Here is a 26,811-nt window from a genome sequence, read left to right on the forward strand (position 1 = left end):
TCAGACGGCCAGCGACTTGGCTCAGACGGCCAGCGGCGGCGGTGTGACGACGCGACGCGCGGGCGGGTGGTAGGCCCGCCACGCGGACGCGAGACGCTCGACCGCCGCCTCCAGCACGGCATCCGGGTGGCGGAAGTGCAGGCGGATGTGGTCGTCGCTGCCGCCGCCGGGGTCCAGGCCGGATCCGGCGAGAATGGCGATGCCGTGGCGCAGGGTGGTTTGCGCGAACGAGGTGCCGTCGCCGTAAGGCAGTCGTACCCAGAGGGTTTGGCCGCCCTCGACCGGCGGTACCTCCCACTCCGGCAGCGCGGCGGCGAGTTTCGCGCGCAGGAAGTCGTGGCCGGTGCGCAGGCGGGTGGCGCGCTGCGGGGCCGTGGTGTCGATACTCGAGATCAGGCCGGTCGCGGCCAGTTGGGCGGGCAGGTTCCCGCCCAGGTCGTGGACCGCGCGCAAGCGGGTGAGGCGTGCGATCACCGGCTCCGCGGCCCGAATCCAGCCGACGCGCAGGCCGCCCCAGATGTTCTTGCTCAGGGAGCCGATGGAGATGACCTCGTCCGCGTCGGCGGCCAGCGGCGGTGGCATCTCGATGCCGGGGAACCCCAGATCGGCGGTGATCTCGTCGGCGATGAGCGGAACATCTTGCGCCGCCGCCACTTCCGCGATCCGTCGGCGCTGGAGTCCGGAAAGGACAGTGCCGGTGGGGTTTTGGAAGGTCGGTGTCGCGTAGGCGAGCACCGGCCGCCGGGTTCGCAGTGCGGCCTCGAATCCGGCGAATCCGATCGGCAGCGTGGTGAGCACGGCGGCCTCCTCGTGGAAGGCTTCCAATGCGCCCGGGTACGTGGGCGTTTCGACCACCACCCGATCCCCCGGCCGCACGAAGGCCCGCGCCAACAGCGACAGCGCCTGCTGACCGCCATTGGTGACGAGTATCCGTTCGGGCCCAGTCGGTGCACCCAGCCGCGTGTACCGTTCCGCGATGGCTGCCCGCAATGGCGGATAGCCCGCGGGGTGATAACCGATTTCGGCGGTCATGCCCGCCAGCACCGGCACCATCTCGGCGTAGGCCTCGGTCACCACCTGCGGCGGCGCTTCCGGCGCGGCGCAGGCCAGCGAGATCAGATCCGCCCGCGGCTCCAACAGATTCAGGAACATCGGCGCGCTGGTGGTGTCGCTGGCCGTCTCGACGACCCCACCGGCGACCCGCGTCCCGCTCCCCCGCCGTCGCACGATCCGCCCTTCGGATTCCAGCAGTTCGTAGGCCGCGATCACCGTATTGCGCCCCACCGCGAGCTGTTTCGCGAACACCCGATCCGGCGGCAGCACCGCCCCGGCCGCCAGCTCGCCGTCGTCGATCAACTGCCGCAGCCGCCCGGCCAGCAGCACATACAGCGGCCCCCGCCCCGACGACCACCGCCCGAGCCGCTCGGTCACCTCAATTGGATCCATAACGGAACCAATTCTCCCCGATTGGATCTGCTCTCACCACCCGCCGCCACCGACGATTGTCCCCATGACCGAAACACTCACCGCGGCATCGATCCCCGCCACCATCGCCACTCTCCCCGGCCCCTTCCAGCAGCGAGAACTGGCCCGAGTCAACGACGCGGTCGTCCGCGTCGCCCAAATCCACGGCGAGTTCCCCTGGCACCACCACGACGAGGACGAACTCTTCCTCTGCTGGGACGGCACCCTCCGCATCGAACTCGAAAACCGCGCGCCCGTAACCCTCACCCCCGGCGAGCTTTTCACCGTCCCGCGTGGAGTCCGTCACCGCCCGGTAGCCGACGAGCCCGCCCACGTCATCCTGATCGAACGCCCCGAAACCACCCAATACGGCAACTGATCAGTCGGATTCCAGCAGTTCCTTGGGCGCGGCCTGCCGCCAGGAGTCCATCACAATGGCCTCCAACTCCTCGAGATCGTCCAAGGCCGCCAGCCGGACCCGCACCCACGCGTTCATCACCTCGTGCGGTGCGATCCAAAACTTGTCCGGCTCGGCCTGGACCAACTCGTCGCGGTCGGCGATCGGGCAGCGGACGGCCATCGAGGTCTCGTTCTCCGGCAGCGTGAGAAACAACTTCCCCGCCACCCGGAAGGTGGGCATCTGCCACTCGAAGCCCTCTTTGGTACGCGCCAACGAAAGCGCCACCGCCCGAACATCATCCCCGGTCGTCATGCGATCGATGGTTCCAGGCCGGTCCGACAAGGTGCTACTTGGCGGCGTTGGCGAAAGCGGGGGTGAGTTTGTCCAGGAGATACGGGAGGGAGAGGGGGGTGGGTTGGTTGATGGCGCTGATTTCTTGGACGGTGAGGAAGACGGTGGCGTTTTTCTTGACGGCGGGGAGGTCGGTGAAACCTGGGAGGGTGCGGTACTTCTCGTCCATGCCCGGGGAGTAGCCCGCGAGGAGGAGGTCGGCGGTCAGTTCGTCCAGGCGTTCCGGGGAGAGGGCCAGGCGGCCGCCGTTGCCGCCCTGGGCTACCAGGGCCGGGGGGATGGTCATGCCGAGTTGGGTGAACAGGCGGCTGGAGCCGTCGTTGGGGTCGGTGAGGACCATGAGTTGGGAGGGGCCCGCGAGCCAGGAGCTGGTGAAGGTCTTGCCCTTCAGGCCGGGGTTGTGTTGGGCGATGGTGTCGATGCGGCCGTTCAGGTCGGAGATCAGTTTCTCGGCGGTCTCGGACTTGTGGAGGACCTGACCCAACGCGCGGACCTGGTCGGCCCAGGGAGTGATGGTTTCCTTGCCGAGGGCGGGGAGGGTGGGGGCGACCTTGGAGAGGTCGCCGTAGGTTTTGGCGTCGGCGATGAAGGGGTCGGCCAGGATCAGGTCCGGGTTGAGGGCGGCGACCTGTTCGGCGAGGTTGCCGGTGGTTTGTAGGGCCTTCGAGGTGGACAGGGCCGCGGGCTCCCAGGGCGGCGCGCCCTTGCTGAGGACCGCGATGTTGTCGATGTAGCCGACCGGGGTGACGCCGAGAGCCTGGCTGGTGTCGAGCCACTGATTGCCCAGCGCCACGACCCTTTTCGGTGTGCCCGTGACGGTGGTCTGCCCGAGGGCATGGGTGATGGTGACCGGTTCGCCACCACCCGCCGAGGTGTCGTCGCTCTTCGCGCCGCAGGCCGACAGACCGATCGCGAGTACCCCGACGACCGCCGCGACGGCCACCCGCAGGATTCGAGATCGTCCGCCACGCGCTGGTCCGGACACCGAGAACGCCGACTTCATCGTGACTCTCCTGTCTGCCGATGCCCGCCCATTCGGCCGAGCGGAAGGTGAGCCTAGCCTAATTTCACGCGAGCCTGGGGACGGCCGTCGCCGATTCGATCCCGATCGGGGTGGCCTATCGTGTCCTCGGTCGATTAGGTTAGGGTTGCATAAGTTAGAACCCGGGGGTTTGGAACGATGGAGCGTGCGGTGCCGGAAATCTTGTCCGCCGTCGAGCGTCACCGGCTCGTGGACGAATGGGCCAACGGCGTCGAACTGTACGACGTGCCGTCGGTCTCCATGCTCATCGAGTGCGGTCGCCGCGTGCCGTCGCTGCGGACCGCCGTGCGCTGCGGTGGCCACATCCTCACCTATGCCGAACTCTACGAACGCCTCGACGGCGGCGTCACCGGAACCGCCGGACCCACCCTCGACGATCTGGCCCGGGTGCTCTGCGATATCGCCGCGGCCGCCGAATTCGGTGCGGTGCTGGCCGAATTGGGTCCGCGGGGCACGGGGCTGAAGCCGGTCGCGGTGGCCGCGGCCGCCGATGACCGCCGCGCGGTCGCCGCCGATCAGCGCGCCTGCCCGATCGATCGGGCCTACGGCTCCCCCGACGTGCGCCTGCTGGCCACCCGCTGGGACACCACCGATGCCGCGGTGGAACTGCTGGCCGCCCTGGCCGACGGCGCGACCCTGGTGCTGGCCACCGCCGCCCAGCGCGCGGACGCGACCGCGTTGGCCGAGCTCATCGCCACGTCCGCCGCGACCCACGTGGTGGCCGACGCGGGCACCCTCGCGGGCCTGGCCTACCTGCCCTCCCCCGCGCTGCCCACGGTGCGCCGCTGGGACGTCTTCGGAAACGACTGTCCGGCAGCGCTTTCGACCCTGTTGCGCGAATTGGCCCCCGGCTCGTGCACCGGATTCGCCTGCACCACACCGGAATACGCGGGTGTGGCGGCGCGTGGCCCCCTTGACGGATCGGGTCGAGTGCGGCCCATTCCGGGCGCGCGTTTGCTGGTGCTCGACGAGTCGCTGCGCCTGGTACCGCCCGGACGGTCCGGACGGGTGTACGTAGGCGGCTCGGCCCTGGCGCTCGAACTGGACGGTCTTGCGGAGGGATTCGTCGATGATCCGTTCGTGCCGGGCGGTCGCCTGGTGCGCACCGAGCAGTTCGGAGCCTGGACCACCGAGGGCTGGCTGGTGCTCGATATGACCGAATCCGACGCTCCCGCACGACTTTCCGATTCGACCGACCGGTCCGTTGAAACGAATTTTTCCGGTACCGACGGGTACGCCGCCGCCTGAAACGGCCCCGAGGCCCCAGTTTGCAGGCTTCGCATCGAACTTTGTGGGAAGAAACCCCCGAACCCACCGAACCGCACTATTCCTACGTATTTCGGCGATATCGTGGAATTACCCAATTGGCCGCCGAGAGCGACGACGCCTCGGGGTGCCAGCGGGTCTGGTGTCACCGTGAACAACCGACGGTGACGACCTCATCACCGGTGCTGGAGTCGTCCGCGCCGATCGTTCATTTCCGCACCCGGCCCGGGCACCGGTCGGCGCGACGATCACCAGGCGTTCAACTCGGAGCGTGCTGAGGACTTCCGCTCGACTCATCGCACACCCCCAGACTCCCGGGTGCGGGTGAGCCGAGGCGATGCCGTGCGGCACCAGCGCAAGTCGATCTTCTCCGACCTCGGCCAGGGTCGGCGTCCCAGTATCCGGGCGTCGACGGTTGTGTCCCTGAAAGGAGGGGCGTGATGAGCGCGCAATTCCCAATGCCCGTTCCGGCAAATGCCGCAGTCGAATTCCCAATGGTCGAGCGCGACCGCCTACGCATCGCGATGGTGGTGCCGCCGTACTTCGACATCCCGCCGAAGGCCTACGGCGGCGTGGAGGCCGTGGTGGCCGACCTGGTGGATGCCCTGGTGGAGCGCGGGCACCGCGTGATCCTGCTGGGCGCGGGTGCCAACGGCACCAAGGGCGAGTTCCACTCCCTGTGGGACCGTGCGCAATCCGAGCGCCTCGGCGATCCGTTCCCGGAGGTGGTGCACGCCCTCAAGGCGCGGCGCGCCCTGGAGCGGCTGGCCGCGACCGAAGGGCTGGACCTGGTCCACGACCACACCTTCGCGGGCCCGCTCAATATGCCGGTCTACCGCGATCTCGGCCTGCCGACCGTGGTGACCGTGCACGGCCCGGTCGACGGCGATCCCTATATGTACTACCGCGAGCTCGGCGAGGACGCCCACCTGGTGGCGATCAGCGACCGCCAGCGTTCCCTTGCGCCGGACCTGAACTGGGCGGGCCGCGTCCACAACGCACTGCGGGTGGAGGATTGGCCCTTCCGCACCGAGAAGGACGACTACGCTCTGTTCCTGGGCCGGTTCACCGCGGACAAAGCCCCGCACCTGGCGCTGGAGGCCGCGCACGCGGCGGGTCTCCCGCTGGTCTTGGCGGGCAAGTGCGCCGAGCCGCCCGAGGTGCGCTATTTCGAGAGTGCGGTCCGGCCCTTGCTCACCGAACGCGATCACATGTTCGGAATGGCCGATGCCGTGGCCAAACGCGAATTGCTGTCCAAGGCGCGATGTCTGGTGTTCCCGGTGCGATGGGAGGAACCGTTCGGCATGGTCATGATCGAGGCGATGGTGTGCGGGACGCCGGTGGTGGCGTTGCGCGGCGGTGCCGTCGCCGAGGTGATCGTGGACGGCGTCACCGGACGCGTCTGCGACGATCCGCGCGAGCTGCCCGACGCCATCGCCGAGGTCCGCGACTACGACCCGTACAAGATGCGCGCGCACGTGACCGCGCATTTCGGGGCGGACACCCTGGGTCGCGGCTATGAGGAGATCTATCGAAAGGTGGTGCGCGAGCACCGGCCGCGCCGGACCGTCACACCCGCACCCCGTCACACGGGCGGCTTCCTGGGCGCGATCCCCCTCGATCCCGGTCCCAAGCATGCCGGGATGACGGTGGGCCAGCGGGCGGCGGGCACCGGTCCCGGCCGGGCGACGGCGTCCACGGTGGTGAGCCGGGGCACCTCGCATACCGGGCATCCAGACGCCTTGACCGGCGGCGAGCTGACGCCGGGCCGTAAACCTGTGTCCGACAGCGGTTCCACTCCGAAGGCGACGTCGCGGCGGCGACGCGTGCCACGGCGAAAGGGTCTACATGAACAGTGACACTCCGAGCTCGGCCACCGGCGTTCCGAACGCGTTGAACGCCGGTGAGCCCAGTGTGGGCGGTTGGACTGGGGCCGCCGTGACCCTGGTGGAGGGCAGCACGTTCTGCCTGTCCGACCACCTGGGCGATATCGAGCAGGGGACGGCCTACGGCCTGTTCTTCCGGGACGCGCGGGTGCTGTCGCGCTGGGAGTTGCGGTTGGATGGGCAGCGGCCGGAGCCGCTGTCGGTGTTGAGTCCGGAGGCGTTCACCGCCCGGTTCATATTGCGCCGGCCTCCCCGGGCCGGCGCAGCTGACAGTACGGTTTTGATAGTGCGGGAGCGGCTGGTGGCCGACGGGCTCCGGGAGACCATCACGGTCGAGAACCTGGGCCGCGAAACCACCGCCGTGGACCTGCAATTGCATGTGGACGCGGATTTCGTGGATCTGTTCGCGGTCAAGGAGGGCCGCGGCGGCAATGCGCGCGCCGAGGTGATCGTGGCGGATGTGGAGCTGCTGCTCAACGATCGCTCCGATCGCTCCCGCGGATTGGCGGTGTCGTCGTCGGAAACGCCGCTGGTGCTGCCGGGTTCGCTGTCGTGGCGGGCGGTGGTGCCCGCGGGTGGGCGCTGGCGCACGGAGCTGGTGTGCCAGCCCACCATGGGCAATCAACCGATCCACTCGCCGATGCGGCCGGGTGAGCACTACGAGGCCAGCGGCCCGGGCCGCAAGATCGCGGCCTGGCGGGATACCGCCACCAAGATCACCGCAGCGGATCCGCAGCTGACCTGGGTGCTCGAGCGCACCGAAAGCGATTTGGGCGCTTTGCAGATCCACGATGATTCGCGCGGCGGCCGACCGTTCGTGGCGGCCGGTGCGCCCTGGTTCATGACGCTGTTCGGGCGTGACTCGCTGCTCACGGCGTGGATGGCGCTGCCGCTCGATGTCAATCTGGCGGTGGGCACCCTGCAGCAGTTGGCCGAGATGCAGGGCCAGCGGGTGGATCCCATGACCGAGGAGGAGCCGGGCCGCATCATGCACGAGATGCGGCGCGGGCCCGCCAGCGGCGCGGTGCTGGGCGGGGAGACGTATTACGGAACCATCGACGCCACACCGCTTTTCGTCATGCTGCTGGCGCAGGCGCGCAAGTGGGGCGCGGACTCCGAGTCGGTGCACGCGCTGCTGCCCGCCGCCGATGCCGCGCTGGCCTGGATCGCCGACTACGGGGACCGCGACGGGGACGGGTTCGTGGAGTATCGGCGCGCCACCGATCGGGGTCTGATCAATCAGGGCTGGAAGGACAGTTTCGACGGCATCAACGACGCGCTCGGACGCCTGCCGGAACCGCCGATCGCGCTGTGTGAGGTGCAGGGGTACGTGTACGCCGCGTTGCTGGCGCGAGCGGATCTGGCCGAGGAGTTCGGGGACGGCACGACGGCCGGTCACCTGCGGGATCGGGCGGCGGAGTTGCGCACCAAGTTCGCCGAGGCCTTCTGGCTGCCCGAAAAGGGCTGGTTCGCCGTGGCTTTGGACGGCAACAAGCGCCGCCTGGACGCGCTCACCAGCAATATCGGGCACTGCCTGTGGTCGGGGATCGTGACCGACGAGCATGCCGCCGTCGTCATCGGCAAGCTCGCCTCCGCGGAGATGAACTCCGGATTCGGTTTGCGCACACTGGCTTCCAGCATGGGCGCGTACAACCCGATGAGCTACCACAATGGTTCGGTCTGGCCGCACGACACCGCGATCGCCGTCGCGGGCCTGCTGCGCTACCGCCACCTGCCCGGGGCCCTCGACCTGGCCTATCGCCTGGCCGATGGACTCCTGGACGCCGCGACGGCGTTCGGGGGCCGCCTGCCCGAATTGTATTGCGGATTCCCGCGATCCAAGTTCCCCTCCCCGGTCCCCTACCCCACCTCCTGCTCCCCGCAGGCGTGGGCGAGCGCGGCCCCGCTGCTGCTGGTGCGCTCGTTCCTGGGCTTGGATCCCGATGTCCCGCACCGCACCCTGACCGTGCTGCCGCATCTGCCCGCGCGGTGGGGTCGCGTCGAGCTGACCGATCTGCGGCTCGGCGGCGCGGTGGTCGACATCGCCGTGGAGGGCGACCATGTCACGGCCACCAACCTCCCCGACGATTGGCGGCTGGTCACGCACTGAACGAGCACGGCCGCCGCGGCATCAGCTCTGGGCGGCGGAGCGGATGCCGCGGACGGCGAGTGCGCCGAAAACGGCTGCGAGACCGGCGGACCAGGCGAGGGTCTGCAGTATCGGGGTGGCGATCGGGCCGCCGAGGGTGAAGTTGCGCATGGCCTCGATGGCGCAGCTCATGGGCTGGGCGCGGACCACCGGCTGCAGCCAGCCCGGATAGTTCTGCACGGGCACGAAGCCGGAGTTGAAGAACATGCCGAGCAGGGTGACGGCGGCGAACAGTTGCACGACCTTGTCGCCCATGCGGCTGACGCCGACGGTGATGACCATGGTGGCGAAGCCGGGGATGAGCAGGACGGGGACCAGAATGGCTCCGATCGCGGCCCAGAACCCCTGGTGGAAGCGCAGTCCCAGCGCCACGCCGAGAGCGACGATGACGACGGTTCCGGCCAGGGTGCGGCCGCATTCGGCGAGCAGTCGCCCGCACAGGCCCGCCGAGCGGTGGACGGGGAGGACCCAGAAGCGGCGCAGCAGGCCGCTCTGCCGCTCGGCGTGCAGGGACAGGCCGGTGCCCATGGCACCGTACATCGCTCCGGTGATGGCGATCATGGGGACGAAGCCGTAAATGGCCGCCGCGCCGGAGGTATCGGTGAGGACCTTGTCCAACACCAGCTGATACATGAGCAGTAGCAGGACGGGCAGGACGAGGGTGGAGGTCAGGACCTCTTGTTCGCGCGGCCAGCGGCGCATGAGGCGACCGGCCTCGACCAGCGTCTGATCCAGCAGGGTCTTCACGGACGTCGCCTTTCCACGAGCACGGACAGGGCGGTGAACGCCACGATCAGCGCGGCGCACCACACCGCCGAAATGGCCACGGCCGCGGGGAATTCGCCGTCCGCGAGGCCACGCAACGCCGCGGCCGCCTGGGAGACGGGCTGATTGCGGACGAAGGGCTGAATCCAGCCCGGGAAGGCCTGGGCCGGTACGAAACCGGTGGACATCATGATCAGCAGCAGCTGCGGCGCGAGCAACGCGGACGCGCCGATCTCGGGCTTGCCGGTGGCGACGCCCAGGGTGTCCGCGCCGATCACGACGGCGGCGGCGAAAGCCAAGGCCAGCACCAAGAATCCGAGCCCACCCGCCAGATCGTGGAACCGGAACCCGAACGCGTACCCGATCACCAGCGCGCCCGCGATGGCGGCCACGGCGCGCACGAGATTCGCCGACATGCGGGCGGCCATGGGCAGCCACGGCCGCACCGGCATCGACCGCAATCGGGTTCCCATGCCGCTGAACGTGTCCCGCGCCGCCCGATCCCCGGCCGACATGGCGGTGAAGAACATGCCCTGCAACACGATCACCGGCAGCAGGTACTGCGCGTAATCGAGCCCACCCGCCTCCATGGATCGACGCAGCGGCACATAGAAGCAGAGGAAGAAGATCATCGGCGCGGCGAACCCGAACGGCAGATCCCCTTCCCGCAGCGCCGCCCGAATCGTGCGGCCGCTCAGGGCCTTCCATTGCAAGTGCGCCGGAACTCGGAACTCCGCGTCCGCCGATCGCGCTGCCGAGTCGGGGGTGTCGATGGCTCCCCTACCCGTCATCCCGGCGGTCAACAGTGTGCCGGAATGACCGGGAGGATGGGCCGCCGCGCGATTGGTGTCGTCGCTCATGCGGGCGCTCCCGCCGGTTGGGGGCGGGTCAGTTCGATGAAGACCTCGTCGAGGGACGGGCGGCGCAGGGCGATGTCGATGAGGTCGATGTCGGCGGCGGTCACTCGGTTCAGGACCTCGGCGAGAGTGGCCGCGCCGTCCGGTGCGGGGAGGGCGACGCGGTCGGCGGATTCCGCGACCGTGACCTCGCCCAGGCTGTGCAGGGCCGTGACGATGGCGGGGACGTCGGCGGCTTCGACCGGGACGACCTCGCAGTAGCTGGCTCCGGAGCGGGCCTTGAGTTGGTCGGCGGTGCCTTCGGCGATGACGGTGCCCTTGTCGACGACGATGATGTTGTCGCTCAGGGCATCCGCTTCCTCGAGGTATTGGGTGGTCAGCAGGATGGTGACGCCCTGCTGTTTGAGTTCGCGGACCAGCGCCCAGAGGCTTTGGCGGCTGACCGGATCGAGGCCGGTGGTGGGTTCGTCGAGGAAGACCACCTTGGGCAGGCGGACCAGGCCGCAGGCGATGTCGATGCGGCGGCGCATGCCGCCGGAGTACTGGCCGACCCGCCGGTCGGCGGCGGCCGTGAGGTCGAAGCGTTCCAGGAGTTCGTCGGCCCGCTGTCGCGCCTGCTTGGGGCGCAGGCCCATGAGGCGGGCGAAGAGGATCAGATTCTCACGGCCGGTGAGAACTTCGTCCAGAGCCGCGTATTGGCCGGTCAGCATGATCGAGGCGCGGACCGCGTCGGCCTCGCGGACCACATCGTGCCCGGCCACCAGCGCGCGGCCCGCATCGGGGCGGACCAGGGTGGACAGCACCGAGACGGTGGTGGTCTTGCCCGCGCCATTCGGGCCGAGCACGCCCAGCACACTGCCCGCGGGCGCGCTGAAACTGATGCCGCGCAGGGCGTGAACCGCGCCGAAGGACTTTTCGACGGATTCGACGACAATGGCCGCGTCCGTGGTGGATTGCGACACCGGGTTCTCCATCCTGGTATTCGTTCGTGGTAGGTCTAGGCCGGGCTGAGAATGTCTAGGCCGGGCTGAGGGCGGCGCTGGCGACGGTCAGCGCGGTGACCGCCCGCTGCCAGATCTCCCGGAGGCGGTCGATGTCCGACTCGTCGAAAATGGCGGCGCTCCAGCGGAAGAGGGTGACCAGCTGCGGCCCCTCCGCGCCGGGGTAGATGGCCGCGATCAGATCGAGGGCGTAGCGCAGCGGCATATCCGGTTCCGGGGCGATGGGAAGCCGTTGGTGCAGTGCCAGATCCGTGACGGGCATAAAGGGACCGTCGGTCGCGGCGGTCAAATCCATGCGGCCGAGATAGTCGAAGAGCACCTGCGGTTCGGCGTCGGAGGACAGTTCCGGCGCGGTGCCACCGTACCGCAGGGTGCCGTAGTCCAAGCCCTTGTTCGGCACCATGTGCGCCTGTGCCGCAACGGTTTCCAACAGCACCGCCGCAGCGGCCGGGTCGGCCTCGGCACGGTGCACGTCGATGCCGGAACCGGCGGCCAGACGCAGCGGATAGACGCTGGTGAACCAACCGACGGTGCGTGAGGTGTCGACCTCGGCCGCCACTCGCGCGTCCTCGCGGCCGTGTCCCTCCAAGGCGACCAGGGCACCCGCGGAGGTGTCCTGACCGCGCTCGGCCCGCCATGTGTTGAGCGTGAGAACCAGTGCGGTGAGCAGCAATTCGTGCAAGCCCGCGGATCGGTCACCCTGGGCGGCGACGGCGAGCAGGTCCCCGGTCGCCACGGTATCGGTGAGCACCGGGGTCATCCGGTAGGAGTCCCAGGTGTCGGTGCGCGGGTCGGGTCGACGGTGGCCGAGCGGGACGTCACCGCCCGCCAGCTGGGTGGCCCAGAACTCGCGCTGGGACTGCACATCCCGACCCGGGGCACGGTCGGACAGCAGCTGCCCCCAACGCCGGTAGGACGTGGATTCCGCTGTGACACAGGGCGTCTCACCGGTCTCCAGCTGCTGCCAGGCGTCGGCCAGATCGCCGAGAATGATGTGCCAGGACACCGGGTCGACGGCGAGATGGTGGACCGTCAGCAGCAGCACATCGCCCGAGGGACGCCGGAATCGCACCGCCTGCAGCATGATCCCCGCCTCCGGATGGATGCGGTCGATGGCGGCGCGCGACCGAACCTCCAGGGCAGCGCCGAGATCGCCGTCGACGGTGACCTCGGTCAGCAGATCGGCGGCTCGCACCGTGCCGGGCTCCCGGGTCACCAACACCGGACCCGACTCGGAGTGGTCGAGGCGAGCACGCAGCATCTCGTGGCCGTCGATCAGGGCTTGCAGGACGGTTTCCAGTCGCGCGGTGCCGATTCCGGTCGGGAGCGTGACCAGCGTGGACAGGGTGAGACGCCGGTACCCGCCGAACTCGGCCATCCAGCGCATGATCGGGGTGGCGGGCACCTCCCCGAATTCCGAGCCCGCGACCGTGTCCGTCGAATCCCGCAGGGCCGCCTTGGCGTCCACCGCGGCCGCCAGATCGCGCACGGTCGGCGTGGCCAGCACCATGGCCGGGCTGACCGGCAGCCCAGCCCGTCGTGCCTTGTCCACCAGGGAAATCGCGACGATGCTGTCGATGCCCAGCGAGAGGAAATCGTCGTCGATGCCGATGGTCCGGCCACCCAGCACCGAGGCGAACGCCGTGCAGAGGGCGCGTTCGGTGTCGGTGCGCGGCGCGGTGCCCGGACCGGAGGACTCGAGCAGGCCCAATCCGGTGGCGGTGAGGGCGCGCACGTCGAGCTTGCCGTTCGCGGTGACCGGCAGGGTCGGTTGCACCTCGATGCGGGCGGGCACCATGTACGCGGGCAATTGCTCGGAAAGCCGTGCCCGCAGGGCGGTTCCGTCCTTCTCGTCGGACACCGTGAATCCGACCAGGGTGGGTCCGCTCGATCGGTTGACCACCACGACGGCGGCCTCCCGCACGCTGGGCAGCCGCAGCAGCGCCGATTCGATATCGCCGATCTCGATGCGGTAGCCGCGAATCTTCACCTGATCATCGGCCCGCCCCAGATAGGCGATCTCACCGGAAGGCAACTGCCGCACCAGATCTCCGGTGCGATACATGCGACTGCCGCGACCGAACGGGTCGGCCACGAACCGATCCGAGGTCTGCGCCGAGCGCCCGACATAGCCGCGGGTCAGCTGCCCACCGGACAGGTAGAGCTCGCCGACCACACCGCGCGGCACCGGACGCAAGGCCGAATCCAGCACGTAGCCCGCCATGCGATCCACCGGTCGCCCGATGACCGGCACGGATCCGGCCTGCGAAAGGTCTTCCAACCCACCGGTATTCACGGTCGCGACCACCGCCTCCACCGTGGTCTCGGTCGGCCCGTAGCAGTTGTAGACGGCCGTGGCGGGCAGCGCCCGCAGCCGCTCCCACAGTGCCGGGCCAATGGCCTCGCCGCCGAGGGCCAGCACCGTGAGGTGATCGCCATCCACCAGCCCCGCCGCCGAAAGCTGCGCGAACATCGACGGGGAGGTGTCGATCATGTCCACTCGATGCCGGATGATCCCCTCGACCAGCCCCTGTGCGTCCCGCATCTCGGTCTCGTCGAACAGATGCATGGCGTGCCCGTCGAACAGCCCGATCATCGGCTGCCAGGAGGCGTCGAAACTCAATGACCACGCGTGCGCGATGCGCAGCGCCCGGCCCAGTCGGGCCCGCGCGGGCCGGTACACCCGATCACGGTGATCGGTGAAGTAGCTGGCCAGCGCGCCGTAGGTGCCCATGACGCCCTTGGGTTCACCCGTGGATCCGGAGGTGAAGATCAGGTAGGCGCAACTGTCGGGATGCACGAGGCGAGGTGGCGCGATGGGCTGGGCGGCAATGCGTTCCGCGGTCGGAGCGTCATCGAGCACCAGTGTCGCCGCGACTGCGGCACCGGCCGCGCAAGCGGCTTCGACCACGGGTACGCCCGCCGCGGCCGTCAGCACCAAGGCGGGAGCGGCCTGCCGCAGGATCGAGGAGATTCGGGCGGGTGGAGCCGAAATATCCACGGGCACATAGGCCGCACCCGCGTACAGGGTCGCAAGGATGGCGATGATCGTATCGGCGGAGCGGGGAAGCGCCAGGGCCACCACGGATTCCGGTCCGACACCCTGTTCCGTGAGTTCGGCGGCCAAGCGCCCGGCCGCCTCGGACAGCTCGCGATAGGTGTAGCGCTCCGTCGCGGTGCTCAATGCCGTTGCGTCGGGGGTGGTTTCGACCTGCCGTAGGAATAGCTCCACCACGCTGCCGGTGTCCGCGCCGGTCACCGGGGCAGTGCAAGCTGCCCGCTCGGTGGGCAACAGGACGTCGAGTGCGTCGGGGGTGGAGTCGGCGTGGTCGGGGAGCTGGCGCAGGACCGAGAGAATGCGCGCGCCGAGATCGGGGATGGGCAGATGGGGTAGCGCCTCGGGGATGGCTTCCAGGGCCACCACCAGGCGGTTGTCCTCGAGGTGGGAGACCACCGAAAGGGGGTAGTGGACCAGGCTTTCCATGGCGATGGGCAGGAAGCGGGTGCCGTCGGCGGTGACCATGGGGTCGGTGGCCGCGCCGATGGGGGCGTTCTCGAAGACGAACAGGACGTCGAAGAGGGGGCCGTGGCCCGCGGCGCGCTGGATCTGCGAGAGGCTCACGAAACCGTTGTCGCGCATGGCGGCCTGCTCGCGCTGCAGGGTGCGGCACTGTTCGCGGATGGTCGCGGTGCGGTCGAGGAGCACGCGGGCCGGGACCGTGTTGATGAACAGGCCGATCATGGTCTCGACGCCGGGCAGGGAGTCAGGACGGCCGGAGATGGTGGTGCCGTACACGACGTCGCGGCGGTCGGTCAGTCGGGAAAGCACGACGGCCCAGGCGAATTGGATGGCTGTGCCGAGGGTGAGGCCGTTGGTGCGGGCCCAGCGGACGAGACGCTGGGTCTCGTCGGGGTCGAGGTAGTGCCGGGTGCGCTGGGGGATGACGGTGCCGACCTCGGCCGCGCCGGCGTCGGCGAGCATGAGCGGACCCGACAGCGGATTCAGGTAGTCGGCCCAGGCCCGGGTGGCGGCCGCGGTGTCCTGGGCGGCCAGCCAGCCGATGTAGTCGCGGTAGGGACGCGGGGCGGGCAGCGCATCGGCCACTCCCCCCGCCTGGTAGATCGCGATGAGTTCGCGGAAGAACACCGCGACCGCCCAGCCGTCCATGAGGATGTGGTGGGTCGTGAGAATCATGCGGCGGCGCGCACCGGGCAGATTCACCAGCGTGACCCGCAGGGCCGGGCCCTTGCCCAGGTCGAAGGCGTGGGCGCGGTCGGCGGCGGCGATGCCATCGAATTCCTCCGGCCGGGCGTCGATCTCGGCCCAGGGCAGTTCCACCCAGGTCGGCACGATCTGCACCGGCTTGGGCAGATCGCGATCCCAGAAGGCCGCCCGCAGGTTCGGGTGCCGTTCCAGCAGCACCTCGACACTGCGCCGCAGCACCGCCACGTCCAGGGGTCCGCCGATATCGATGACGAACTGCATGGTGTACAGGTCGACGCCGTCACCGGCCAGGCGGGCCAGCGAGAACAGGCCCTCCTGCAGCGGGCTCAGCGCCAGCACGTCCTCGATCTCGGCGGGCTGGGACCGGTCGACGGTCATGGCGTCCTCTCTCACTGCGCGCCCTTCCAGGCCGCGCCGAGCGCCGCCAGGGCATCCTGGTTCAGCCCGGACACGCTCATGGCCGCGTGACTGTGGGCATCGGTGGCGGGAACCGGCTGCGGCGCAGTGGTTTCCACCGATACCGGGCTGCCGAAGGTAGCGGTCAGCTCGGAGGCCGACACACCCGCCGCGGCGGCGATATCCGCCGTGGTCACCCCTGCCGCGACGGCCGCGTCGACGGCGGTCGCCAATTCGGTGATGGTCATGCACTCGAACACCAGCTGCGGCGACATGGGCAACCCGATCTGGTTGGCCCGCACCGACCATTGGATGGAGATGACACTGTCCCCGCCGAGCGCGAAGAAGTTGTCCTCACCCGACACCTCATCGACCTCGAGCTCCAGCAGCTCGGCCAGGATGGCCCGCAACTGCGGCTCGGTGTCGTTTCCGGCTGCGGACGAACCGATCTCACCGGCTCGCTCCGTGGTCGCGGCACGCACCGCGGGCCGCTCCCGCTCGATGGCGAACTCCAGTTCGCCGCACACGGTCCACCGCGCCCGATCACCTGTGCGCCAGAGCATTTCACCGGCATGGAACGGATCGGCGACTCGCCCCTCCACCGGTGTGGTGTCGGCGTTCGCGACAACCTCTGACGCCGTTCCGACACGCGCGTCCAAGGCATGGGTGCCGGATGGATTCGCGCGGATGGCACCGATATAGACCTGGCCGACGACACCGGGCGGGACCGGGCGCAGGTTCTCGTCGAGCACCAGCACGCGCGCACCCGCGGCCGGAGCGGCCACGGCGTTGCCGGTCAACGAGCCGCGCGCCGCCACGCCCGGGAACCCGTGCACGACGTAGACGTAGCTCGCGGTGGAGGCCGACGAGAGCGCGGGCAGCAGATCGGGAACCGCTGCGGGCCAATCGGTTCCGAGCACCTCCCAGTGCCGCACCGAGGGCAGTATGGACACGCCCGTGTGCACGAACCGCGCCAGCGTGCCCGGGTCGGCAGCCACCCGGGTCGGCTCGTGTCGCAGGATCAGGTCCACCAGCGCCGTCGGATCCTGGCACTGCGTGTCGTCGGCGACGATCGCCGTCGCGCCCGAGGCGAGCGCCGACAGCAGTTCCGTGGTGAACGCGGGACTTCCCCATGCCGCGGCGATCAGCCGGACATCGCCCGCCTCCGCCCCAGCTGCGAACTCTGGGCCGGAATCCGCTGCGGCAGCGCCATTTCCGATCACGCCGCACGTAGTGGGCACACCCACGAGCGCCGACGGAGAGGTGGCTATGACCTCGGCGAGCAGCCGGGCCACCGCGACGGCCAGTTCGCGGCCTTCCCAAGACGAAACCACGGCGTTGGCCTCGGCGACGGGGGCCAGACCCAATCCGGCACCGCTGTCCGCAGCGGCGGTCGGTTCTCCCGCTCGTCGCAGCTGCTCGGAAAGTTGCCCGTAGGTCAGGGTTTCGTCGCCGCGCAGGATAGCCGGACGGTCGGCGGGCGTGGCTCGGATGCGGTCGTGCAGGGCGGTGAATGCCAAGGCTTCGGGGGCGGGCCCGGTGGCCCACTCCTCCAGCACCTTTCGGCGCTCGTCGGCGGGCATCACGTCCAGTTCGCTCAGCGCGGTATCGGGGTCGTCGGCGAAGGCGGTCAGCACGCGCAGCATGCGCTGGGCGAGCAGTTCTCCGGTGGCCGCGTCGTAGAGGTCGGTGTTGACGATGACGCTGGCGTCGAAGCCGCCGTCGGGTCCGGCGAAGAAGTTGATGCTCAGGTCCAACAGGGAGATGTCGAATTCGATGGGGAGAACCGACAATTCGGCATCGCCCAACCCCGCGCCGGTGGCGGACCAGTCCTCCTCGCGGAAGTGCATCATGGCCTGGAACAGCGGGTTTCGGGAACGGGAGCGGGGTGGGTTGACCGCTTCGACCACGCGTTCCAGGGGGACGTCCTGGTTGGCGTACGCGCCCAGGGCAACCGTGCGGGCGCGGTCCAGCACGGTGCGCAGGGTCGGATCGCCCGAGAGGTCGTTGCGCAGCACCACCATATTGGCGAGCAGGCCGACCAGGTCGGCGGCGACCGGGTAGGAGCGGCCCGCGACCGGGGTGCCCAGCGGAATGTCCACGCCCGCACCGAGTTTGTGCAGCAGGGTGGCGACGGCGGCCTGATAGAGCATGAACTCCGAGGCTCCGGCGGCCTCGGCGAGAGCCTTCAGGCGTCGGCGCAGCCCGGCGGGGACGGTGAACGCCGTCATGCTGCCGTTCTTGCCGAGCACGGCCGGGCGCGGATGGTCGTGGGCCGGGTTGATCTCGTCGGGCAGTCCGGCGAGGGTGTCGCGCCAGTAGTCGATGCGCTCCTGGTCGGCGGCCACGAGTTCGCGCTGCCAGAGCGCGAAGTCGGCGTAATCGAGGGCGAGGGGTTCCCAGTCGGGTGCGACGCCGGACTCGATGCGGGTGCGGTAGGCGGTGGCCAGGTCGGCCAGGATGGTGCGGAAGGACCAGTGGTCGGCCACCATGTGATGCACCAGCAGCGAGATGGCGTGCGAATTCCGGTCCAGCACGAAGACCTTGGGCCGCACCAGGAGTTCGGATTCGACCGCGAAGCTGTACGCGGCGGCCTCGGCGAGTTCGTCGGGCAGGCGGTCCGGATCGTCGAGCACGGTGACCAGCACATCGATGTGTCCGGCCGGGAGCACCGACTGGTAGGGCACCCCGCCGTCCTCGGGGAAGACCGTGCGCAGCGCCTCGTGCCGGGCCACCACGTCGCCGAGCGCCGCCGTCAGCGCCGCGATGTCCAGCGGCCCGTCCACGCGCATGGCGAACGGGATATTGCCGACCGGGCTCGGCCCCTCCAGCTTGCGCTGGAACCACATGGCCAGCTGCGAGAACGACAGCGGAACCCGGTCGGGCCGTGCGCGTTTCGCCAGACTCGGCGTCTCGGCGCGCACCGCGGCGAGCGGGGCGGTCTCGATGAGCGCGGCCAGGCCCGCCACGGTCGGGGTGTCGAAGGGAGCGCGGACATCGAGTTCGACGCCGAATTCCTTGCGGATCAACACGATCAGCCGGGTCGCCAGCAGGGAGTGCCCGCCCAGCTCGAAGAAGGAGTCGTCCGCGCCGACCCGGTCGTGACCGAACAACTGCCCGAACAGGCCTGCCAGGCGAATCTCGGTGTCGGTGGCGGGTTCCCGATAGGTGCGGACGACCTCGCGGCGGGGCGCGGGCAGTGCTCGCTTGTCCAGCTTGCCGTGCACGGTCAGCGGGATCTCGTCGATCACGGCGATGGCGGCCGGGACCATGTACTCCGGCAGCGTCGCGGCGGCATGGGCGCGCACCTGCTCGGGATCGACCGTCTCCCCCGCCGCGGGCACCACGTACGCCGCGAGCATGGCGCCGACGGCCGGATCCTCGGTGGCGACGACGACGCAGTGGCCGACGCTCGGATGCGTGCCGAGCACCGCCTCCACCTCGCCGAGTTCGATGCGGAAGCCACGCACCTTCACCTGTTCGTCGGCGCGGCCCACGAATTCGATCTCACCGTCGGCATTGCGGCGGGCCAGGTCGCCGGTGCGGTAGAGCCGTCCACCGGGCAGCCCGGTGCGACCGCCGAACGGGTCGGCTACGAACCGCTCCGCGCTCAGACCCGGGCGATTCAGATAGCCGCGCGCCAATTGCTCGCCGCCCAAATAGATTTCGCCGACCACACCGTCGGGCACCAGCTGCAGTGCCGCGTCGAGCAGGTAGACGTACACATTCCGGTTCGGGGTGCCGATCGGCACGATGCGGGTGCCCTGCGGCCCCAGCACATCCTGGTGGGTCGCGCACACCACTGCCTCGGTCGGCCCGTAGTGGTTGCGCAGTTCGGCGTCGAAGATGCCCGCGAACTTGTCGGCCACCTCGCCCGGCAGCGCCTCACCGCCGACGGGGACGTGCCGCAGGGCGCGCCACTGGCTCACCTCGGGCAGCAGCAGGAAGGTGCTGAGCATGGACGGCACCATGTGCAGGACGGTGACACCGCAGCGGGTGATGACCTCGGCCACGTACGGAATGTCGCGGAACGCATCGGGTTTCGGCACCACCAGGCGCGCGCCCGCGGTGAAGGTGACGAAGATGTCGAGCAGCGAGGCGTCGAAACTCACCGAGGACGACTGCAGCAGCCGATCGTCGGCGGTCATTCCCCATTCGGCGACGAAGCCGTCCAGATGTTCGGCGATCGCGCCGTGCGGGACCGGGACGCCCTTGGGCTTGCCGGTCGAGCCCGAGGTGTAGATGACGTAGGCCAGATTGCCGGGGCGCAGCGGGCGCGGGCGGTCGGCGTCGGTCGGGGCGTGGTCGGGCAGGTCTATGGCGGAGAGTTCGGCGGCGTCGAGTTCCACGCGGCCCAGCACCAGGCGGGGGCGGGCGTCGGCGACCAGGTAGTCGATGCGATCGTCCGGGTAGGCCGGATCGATGGGCAGGTAGGCCGCGCCGGACTTCAGGACGGCGAGCATGCCGACCACGAATTCCACCGAGTTGGACAGGCGCAGGCCGACCAGGTCCTCGGCGCCCAGGCCCTGACCGATCAGCCAGTGCGCCAGGCGATTCGCGCGACGGTCGAGCTCGGCATAGGTGAGTTCGACACCCGAATCGGGGGCGACCACGGCCATGGCGTCGGGCGCGGCGGCGACGCGGCCCTGGAACAGATCGACCAGTGTGGCGGCCGGGGTGTCGACGAGTGCGCCGTGTGAGAGTTCGAGAATGCGCGCCGCGTCGGTCGCGCCGAGAATGTCGAGATCGCCGATGCGCTTGTCCGGCTCGTCCAGTGCCGCGCCGAGCAGTTGCACATAGTGGCCGAGCAGCTGCTCGACCAGTGTGTCCTCAAGCTGGTCGATTTGGTATTCGGCCTCCAGGTACGCGCCGGTCGGTTCGAGGACGACGGCCAGGCTCAGGGGCAGCTGGGTGACGGCGCTGCCGAGCTCGAGCAGGGTGGCCTCGACACCGTCGAGGGTGAACCCGCCCGCGCTCTTGCGGACGCTGAAGCCCAGGCGCACCAGTTGGTCGAGGCCGTCCTTGCCGCCGAGACGGTCCGGATTGGCCTCGCGCACCACACGATCGATGCCGACGCCCTGGTGGGCGAAACCGTTCAGGCAGGTGTCGCGGACGGCGTCGGTGCAGGCGGCGAAGCTGTCGCGCGGGGTGAGGGTGGCGCGCAGGAGCAGGGTATTACCGAAGTAGCCGATGAGGGATTCGGCGATCGCGGTGCGGCGCACCGTGACCGGCACCGAGACCAGGAAGTCACCGGCGGCGGTGTAGCGGTGCACGACGGCCTCGTAGGCGGCGAGCAGCACCATGAACAGGGTCGCCGAACGCTCGCGGGCGAAGGCATCGACGCGGCGCATCAGGTCGGCGGGGAGGGCGAGGGTGCGGCGGTCGGCCTGACGAGAGCCGGAATCGCCGCTCTTGCCGGGCAATTCGAGGGGCTCGGGCAAGGGACGCAGGGCGTTGCGCCAGTAGTCGAGATCGGCATCGGAGGCTTCCTCGGCTCCGAAAACCTCGACGTCCACGAATTGTCCTGCCAGCATGGGCAGTTCGGCCGCACCGTACGCGGCGGCAACCTCGCCGAAGAACACGGCCCAGGAGTCGTCGTCCCAGCAGATGTGGTGGGCGACCAGAATCAGCGCGAACTCGTCGACGGCGAGGCGAACCAGCGCGAACCGCAGCGGTGCCTCGGTGGACAGGTCGAACGGGCGGCCGAATTCCCTGCGCGCCAGCACCTCCAGTCGTCGGGCGCGGCTGGCCTCGGGAAGTTCGGACAGATCGTGGGTCTGCCAGCCGGGAGCGAGATCGGCATGCGCGAGCTGATACGGCTCCCCGTCCTCGCCGAGACCGTAGGTGGTGCGCAGAATGTCGTGCCGGTCGGCGACGGTGCGGACCGCCCGGTGCAGCCGCTCACCGTCCAGGCTGCCCGAGAGCCGGTACGCCACACAGATATTGAGCGTGGTGTCGCCGGGGTCGCGGGCCTGGAGGAACCACATGCGCCGCTGCCCGTCCGACAGCGGGTGCCGCTCCCCCGCCGTCGCGCGCGGGGCCGCGGCGGGTGCGGCGGCGGTCGCGGCGACGCCGCTCTCGGCTATCCGCCTGCGTAGCAGCTCCTTGCGTCGCTCCAGCAGGGTCTTGGCATCGTTCGCCATGTTTCGTCTCGCTCCTGAAAGTGTGTGTCGGCGACTTACGCCCGGCTACCGGCCATCAGCCGCACCACGTCGTCCAGCGACGCGCCGCCCAGAATCGCCGCCACCGGCAGATCCCGATCCAGCTCGACCTGCACCCGCTTACGGAAATCCAAGGCCTGCAACGAATCCAGCCCAAGGGCCACGAGCGGAACGGAAGTGTCGAAGGCCTCGGTGTCGGCCCCCATCACTTTCCCCAGCTCCCGCCGCACCAACTCCGCCAGATTCGCGGCACCGGACTCGGGAGTGGTGGTGGCCGAATACCCGGCAGCGACGGCGGCGGATTCGCCCCCGGCGGCCACCGGAAAACCTGCACCGCCCACTCCCACCTGCACAGCCGCGGCGGAACCCGGTGGCCCGAATGCCGAAGGCCGCGCGCCCGAATCCGAATATCCCGCGGCTGTAGCCGAATGCGGAGTGGCACCGACCGGCCCTGAGACCGCACCGGGATGGCTCACGCCGCCAAGCGCCCGTGCGGCATCCGTCGGCATCGAGATCCCAGCGGGCGAGTCGGCGGTGAGGCCACCCACGGCCGAATTCGCCGCGCGGGCCAACTCTTCCGTGGCGGCAGCGGCCACCACATCGTCGAGCAGCGGACCCTGGCCGATGGCGGTCATGAGGGCTTGGACGTCGTTCCAGTCGGCGGCGGCGACCAGGCGGTTCTCCGCGCCGGGATGGTCGGCATGTTGGGCGAAGCCCCACTCCAGCGCGTCGGCGGCACGCATCGGGGTGACACCGGCGGCCTGAACCGGGGCGGTACCGACCGCGTGCAGCGGGCCTTCGAGATCCCACAGACCCCATTGCATGGCGACCGCGTCGATGCCCTGGGCGCGCAGCCGCCGAGCCAGCACGTCGAGCATGCGGTTGACCGTGGCGTAGAGGATCTGGCCCCGACCACCGAAAGTGGCTGCGGCCGAGGAGCACAGCACGACCTTGCAGTCGCCGGTGCGCGGCCAGGACAGCAGCATGTTCTCAGTGCCGTAGATCTTGGAACCGGCCATTTCGCGGAACTTCTCGGGCGTGACATCGGCCAGCTCGGCACGGACGTAGTTCACGCCCGCGTGTACCAGAACGGTGGCCGGAATCCGCTGTTGGGCAGCGAGTTTCAGCACCGCGGACTCGTTGGTGATATCGCAGGCCGCGACGACGATCTCGGCATCGGTCAGCGCTCGGATCGGGCGTAGTCGGCGGGTCACTGCATCGGTCTCGCCGGAGCGGCTGAGCAGGGTGATGCGGCGTGCGCCCCGGCGCGCGTAGTAGGCGCAGAATTCAACGCCGAGAGTGCCGGTACCGCCGACGATCACCACGTGCGACAGATCGCTGTCGCGGGCCGGACCCGGCTGCGCTGCATCGACTTCCAGCCGCTTGGCATAGACCGCGCCATCGCGCAGCGCGAGCTCTGGTTCGTTCTTCACGTGTACAGCCCGCACCAGCGCCGCCGCCCGGCTCGCATCCGCCTGTCCCGCGGCGAGATCCACGCGCCGGAACGAAACCCCCAACGACTCCATCCCCAAGCACCGGTACCCGGCCGTGACCGCACCGTGGAACTGGTGCGGCACCGGATCATCGGCGGTGATCTGTTCCCCACCAACGGTGACCAACCAGCAATTGGTGACCCCGGCCAGATCCGGCAGCCACGACGGATCCGAGAAGAACGCCGCAGCCTCCTCGAGCGCCGCAGAGGCGTCCATTTCCGGCAATTCCGGCAACAGAATCACCACGGTGTCGTAATCCCCGGCAGCAGCGGGCAGGTGTCCCGAGCTGGCGCACGGATTGCCCTCTCCGCCTGCGGTCGGAGCCACCGCGCGCGGCAGAGTGGGGCCACCCGGCACATCCGTGGTGCGTCCGGGATCGTGGGTGACCACCGCCGCCGACCCCGCAGCGCTCGGGGAGGTTTCTACCCGACGCTTGTCGCCGCCCAGCACGCGTGCCGAGCCGCCATGGTTGTGGGCGGCGGTGCAGAGGGCCGCGGCCAGTTCGGGGCAGCGGCCGGTGTGGTCGACCACCAGGAGGTCGCGCGGGGGGACCAGAGAGCGCTTGTCGAGGCGGACCCAGGTTTCGGCCAGCCGGTGCGGGCGGCGGTGGGTGGATTCTGGAATCGGTTGTCCGGCGGGGGGTTCGTAGGTGGCCCACAGGCGTTGCGGGTTCATGACCGTGTGGGGGAAGTCGCGCAGCGGCAGGGTCACCGTGCCCGTGCTGGCGGGGGTGCGTAGGGACTGCCAGTCGTAGCCCAGGTCCTGCACGGCGATGGTGGCCAGGTTGCGGGTGAAGTCGCGGAGGCTGTCGGCGGTGCGCAGGGAGGTGCCGAGGACGCGGAAGTCGCGGGGCGGCAGGGCCGGGTCCTGCGGGACCAGGCCGAGGTTCTCCTGGACAGCGAGTTGGAGGGTGGGGTGTTCGGCGACCTCGACGAAGGTGTCGATGCCGTCCACGGCGGCCGCGACAATGGCGCGGTCGAAGCGGACGCGGTTGCGCAGGTTCCAGAACCAATACCGGTCGTGCTCAAGGTCCGGGGTGATCTCCGCGCCCAGAGTGGCTCCGTAGCAGGGGATCTCGCCCGCGAAGAAGGTCGGGGCGCTCATCTGCTCGCCGAGAAACGCTTCGAAGTCACTGCGCAGTTCGGCCACGATGGAGGTGTGCGCCGGATAGGCGACCTGGATCTCCTTGGCGAACTTCCCCCGCGCGTGCGCGGTGGCGACCATATCGACAATGGTGGCCCGGTCACCCGAAATCGCCAGAATATGAGGCGAATTCACCACCGAGAGCTCGGCCCAGCCGGAGTGGCGGGCCAGCAGCGCCTCGACCTCCTCGCGGTCCATGCCGAGCACGGCCATCGAATACCCGCGCGGGGAAATGCGTTCCACCAGTCGCGCCCGCTCGGTGACGGCCATGACGGCATCGCGCCGCGTCATCACCCGCGCCACCCATCCGGCGGCCAGCTCACCCTGGCTGTGGCCGATGGCGGCGGCGGGCCGCACACCGGCCGCCCGCCACATGGCGGCCAACCCGACCATGTGGAACATCAAGGCGGGCTGGACTTCCCACACCGTGTCCTCGAAACGGCCCTCCTCGCCGAGCAGATAGTGCAGCGGCTGGACGTGGCCGTAGTGTTCGCGATGCAGCTCGGCACAGGCGTCGACCTCGGCCCGATACGCCTGGGACAGTTTGTAATACAGCTTGCCCATGCCGGGCCGTTGGCTGCCTTGACCGGGGAAGACGAAGCCGATCCGCCGCGCGCTGGCCGCACCCACGCCCGTCACCACGGCCGCATGGTCGGCGTCCGCGGCAATGGCGTCGAGCGCGGCCAGCAGCTCGTCACGGCCGGACACCATGGCGAGTGCGCGGCGGCGGCGCGCCGTCCGGGTGCGAAACAGCATGTCCGCCACCCGCTCCAGCGTCACCTCCGGTCGCTCCGACAAGTAGCGGGACAGCTGTGCGGCCTCCGCGCGCAGCCCGTCGGGGGTCTCGGAGGACAGCAGGACCGGCACGGTGCCGTCCGGGAGGCGGTAGTCAGACATGGAGATCCTCCAGCTCCGGAACGGGCATGGCGAGCACGGCGTGCGCATTGGTGCCCGCGACGCCGAACGAGGAGACGGCCCCGTAGCGGACGCCGTCGCGCGGCTCCCACGGGGTGAGTGCGGTGGCCAGGCGCAGACTGGTGGACTCCCAGTCGAGCTTGTCGGTGGGGTTGTCGGCGAACAGGGTCGGGGCGATCTGCCCGTACTGCCCGCACAGCACCACCTTGATCAGGCCGAGCATGCCCGAGGCCGCTTGGGCGTGGCCGATATTGGACTTCACCGAGCCCAGCAACGGACCCGATGCCCGGTCGGGAGCACCGTAAGCGGCTGCGAGAGCAGTCAATTCGAGGGGATCGCCGACCGGGGTCCCGGTGCCGTGTCCCTCGATCAACCCGATGGCATCGGCGCTGATGCCCGCCGCCGCGAGGGTCGAATCGATGAGTCGCCGCTGCGCGGTCGAACTCGGCACGGCCAGCGGCGCGCCCTTGCCATTGTGATTGACCCGGGTGCCGAGCACCCGCGCGTAGACGTGGTGTCCGAGCGCGCGTGCCCGCGATTCTCGTTCCAGCACAACGACACCCGCGCCCTCGCCCCACAGCGTCCCGGTCGCGTCGGCGGCATAGGCGCGGCAGTGACCGTCGGCGGCCAGCGCATTGTTCTTGGAGAACTCGTAGAAGGCGGCGGGCGAACCCATGACGCAGACGCCACCGGCCAGCGCCCACTCGCATTCGTCATTGCGAATCGCGTTGGCGGCCAGGTGCAGCGCGGTCAGCGACGACGCACAGGCGGTGTCCACACTCATGGACGGCCCGATCAATCCGAGACCGTGTGAGATGCGCCCGGCCACCGCACCCAGGGCGGTGCCGGTCACCCGATAGCCGCTGTAGTCGGTGACCGCGGCCGACACCGGGCCGTACTCATTGACCGACGCCCCCATGAAGCAGCCCACCTCGGCCCCGTCCAGCGACCCGGGATTGATGCCCGCGTTCTCCAGCGCCCGCCACGCGACCCGCATGCCGACCCGCTGCTGCGGATCCATGGAGACGGCCTCGCGCGGGGTGATTCCGAAGAACATCGGATCGAATTCCGTTGCACCGTCCAGGAATCCGCCCGCATCGGGCACCCGGCTCCAGCCCTCGACCCGATGCAGCGACAGCAGCTGCTCCAGCGGCCATTCCCGATCGCGCGGGAACGACCCGATGAGCTCGCGCGCCTGCGACAGCGCCGACCAGTAGGCGGCCAGGGTGTCCACGCCGCCGGGTGCTTCGATCGCCATCCCGGCGATGACGATGGGTTCGAAATCGCTTGTCATGCC

13 protein-coding genes and 1 pseudogene are annotated in these 26,811 nt (G+C 69.6%); 4 read left to right on the forward strand and 10 right to left on the reverse strand.

Translation table 11 applies throughout. The features are described 5' to 3' along the window. Positions 1-21: 21 nt before the first annotated feature. Positions 22-1,431, reverse strand: coding sequence for an aminotransferase-like domain-containing protein (gene yczR / locus VMT40_RS01945; protein ID WP_326356255.1), 1,410 nt, complete (start codon positions 1,429-1,431; stop codon positions 22-24). A 79-nt stretch (positions 1,432-1,510) separates the two neighbouring features. Between yczR and VMT40_RS01950 the strand changes: the two genes are divergently transcribed. Further along, positions 1,511-1,843 (forward strand): cupin domain-containing protein, encoded by a 333-nt coding sequence (locus tag VMT40_RS01950; protein WP_326356256.1) that lies wholly within the window; start codon positions 1,511-1,513, stop codon positions 1,841-1,843. Here VMT40_RS01950 and VMT40_RS01955 read toward each other — a convergent pair whose 3' ends face one another. Together VMT40_RS01955 and VMT40_RS01960 are read right to left on the reverse strand one after the other, a co-directional pair. After that, positions 1,844-2,176 carry an MmcQ/YjbR family DNA-binding protein gene (locus VMT40_RS01955; RefSeq protein WP_326356257.1) on the reverse strand — a complete coding sequence of 111 codons (333 nt, stop codon included), beginning with the start codon at positions 2,174-2,176 and terminating at the stop codon, positions 1,844-1,846. It abuts the gene before it with no gap. Between the two features lie 34 nt (positions 2,177-2,210). After that, on the reverse strand, positions 2,211-3,218 hold the full coding sequence (locus VMT40_RS01960) for an ABC transporter substrate-binding protein (RefSeq protein WP_326356258.1): 1,008 nt from the start codon (positions 3,216-3,218) through the stop codon (positions 2,211-2,213). 189 nt (positions 3,219-3,407) lie between these two features. Between VMT40_RS01960 and VMT40_RS01965 the strand changes: the two genes are divergently transcribed. The 3 genes and pseudogenes from VMT40_RS01965 to VMT40_RS01975 all read left to right on the forward strand — a co-directional run bounded on the left by VMT40_RS01965 (position 3,408) and on the right by VMT40_RS01975 (position 8,519). After that, positions 3,408-4,505: an AMP-binding protein gene (locus VMT40_RS01965; protein WP_326356259.1), complete on the forward strand. Its 1,098-nt coding sequence runs from the start codon at positions 3,408-3,410 to the stop codon at positions 4,503-4,505. 512 nt (positions 4,506-5,017) lie between these two features. Further along, a pseudogene (locus VMT40_RS01970) lies at positions 5,018-6,109 on the forward strand (glycosyltransferase family 4 protein); the annotation flags it as partial. A gap of 262 nt (positions 6,110-6,371) precedes the next feature. Then, complete coding sequence (locus tag VMT40_RS01975; RefSeq protein ID WP_326356260.1) at positions 6,372-8,519, forward strand: amylo-alpha-1,6-glucosidase; 2,148 nt, start codon at positions 6,372-6,374, stop codon at positions 8,517-8,519. Positions 8,520-8,540: 21 nt separating this feature from the next. Here VMT40_RS01975 and VMT40_RS01980 read toward each other — a convergent pair whose 3' ends face one another. From VMT40_RS01980 to VMT40_RS02010, 7 genes are read right to left on the reverse strand one after another with little or no spacing between them, the layout of a single operon-like run. Continuing rightward, entirely contained in the window at positions 8,541-9,305 is a 765-nt protein-coding gene (locus tag VMT40_RS01980) for an ABC transporter permease (RefSeq protein ID WP_326356261.1), read from the reverse strand. Next, entirely contained in the window at positions 9,302-10,183 is an 882-nt protein-coding gene (locus VMT40_RS01985; protein WP_326356262.1) for an ABC transporter permease, read from the reverse strand. Before VMT40_RS01985 ends, VMT40_RS01980 begins: the two co-directional genes overlap by 4 nt. After that, entirely contained in the window at positions 10,180-11,154 is a 975-nt protein-coding gene (locus tag VMT40_RS01990) for an ATP-binding cassette domain-containing protein (RefSeq protein ID WP_442789885.1), read from the reverse strand. Before VMT40_RS01990 ends, VMT40_RS01985 begins: the two co-directional genes overlap by 4 nt. A gap of 43 nt (positions 11,155-11,197) precedes the next feature. Then, positions 11,198-15,784, reverse strand: a complete 4,587-nt coding sequence (locus VMT40_RS01995) for a non-ribosomal peptide synthetase (protein ID WP_326356264.1) — start codon at positions 15,782-15,784, stop codon at positions 11,198-11,200. Positions 15,785-15,795: 11 nt separating this feature from the next. After that, entirely contained in the window at positions 15,796-21,945 is a 6,150-nt protein-coding gene (locus tag VMT40_RS02000) for a non-ribosomal peptide synthetase (RefSeq protein WP_326356265.1), read from the reverse strand. Between the two features lie 35 nt (positions 21,946-21,980). Continuing rightward, the gene (locus tag VMT40_RS02005; RefSeq protein WP_326356266.1) at positions 21,981-25,496 is read right to left on the reverse strand and encodes an SDR family NAD(P)-dependent oxidoreductase; all 3,516 of its coding nucleotides are present in this window, start codon (positions 25,494-25,496) and stop codon (positions 21,981-21,983) included. After that, a complete protein-coding gene (locus VMT40_RS02010; protein WP_442789919.1) occupies positions 25,489-26,808 on the reverse strand; it encodes a polyketide synthase in 1,320 nt (439 codons plus the stop codon). Before VMT40_RS02010 ends, VMT40_RS02005 begins: the two co-directional genes overlap by 8 nt. Positions 26,809-26,811 lie beyond the last annotated feature (3 nt).

Source organism: Nocardia sp. CDC160, assembly GCF_035818795.1.
Taxonomy (GTDB): Bacteria; Actinomycetota; Actinomycetes; order Mycobacteriales; family Mycobacteriaceae; genus Nocardia.

Excerpts from the sequence above, each read along its gene's own strand:
- VMT40_RS01950 (WP_326356256.1), top strand. The coding sequence starts at position 1,511 with ATGACCGAAACACTCACCGCGGCATCGATCCCCGCCACCATCGCCACT.
- VMT40_RS01955 (WP_326356257.1), bottom strand. The coding sequence starts at position 2,176 with ATGACGACCGGGGATGATGTTCGGGCGGTGGCGCTTTCGTTGGCGCGT.
- VMT40_RS01960 (WP_326356258.1), bottom strand. The coding sequence starts at position 3,218 with ATGAAGTCGGCGTTCTCGGTGTCCGGACCAGCGCGTGGCGGACGATCT.
- VMT40_RS01975 (WP_326356260.1), top strand. The coding sequence starts at position 6,372 with ATGAACAGTGACACTCCGAGCTCGGCCACCGGCGTTCCGAACGCGTTG.
- VMT40_RS01985 (WP_326356262.1), bottom strand. The coding sequence starts at position 10,183 with ATGAGCGACGACACCAATCGCGCGGCGGCCCATCCTCCCGGTCATTCC.
- VMT40_RS01990 (WP_442789885.1), bottom strand. The coding sequence starts at position 11,154 with ATGGAGAACCCGGTGTCGCAATCCACCACGGACGCGGCCATTGTCGTC.
- VMT40_RS01995 (WP_326356264.1), bottom strand. The coding sequence starts at position 15,784 with ATGACCGTCGACCGGTCCCAGCCCGCCGAGATCGAGGACGTGCTGGCG.
- VMT40_RS02000 (WP_326356265.1), bottom strand. The coding sequence starts at position 21,945 with ATGGCGAACGATGCCAAGACCCTGCTGGAGCGACGCAAGGAGCTGCTA.
- VMT40_RS02005 (WP_326356266.1), bottom strand. The coding sequence starts at position 25,496 with ATGTCTGACTACCGCCTCCCGGACGGCACCGTGCCGGTCCTGCTGTCC.
- VMT40_RS02010 (WP_442789919.1), bottom strand. The coding sequence starts at position 26,808 with ATGACAAGCGATTTCGAACCCATCGTCATCGCCGGGATGGCGATCGAA.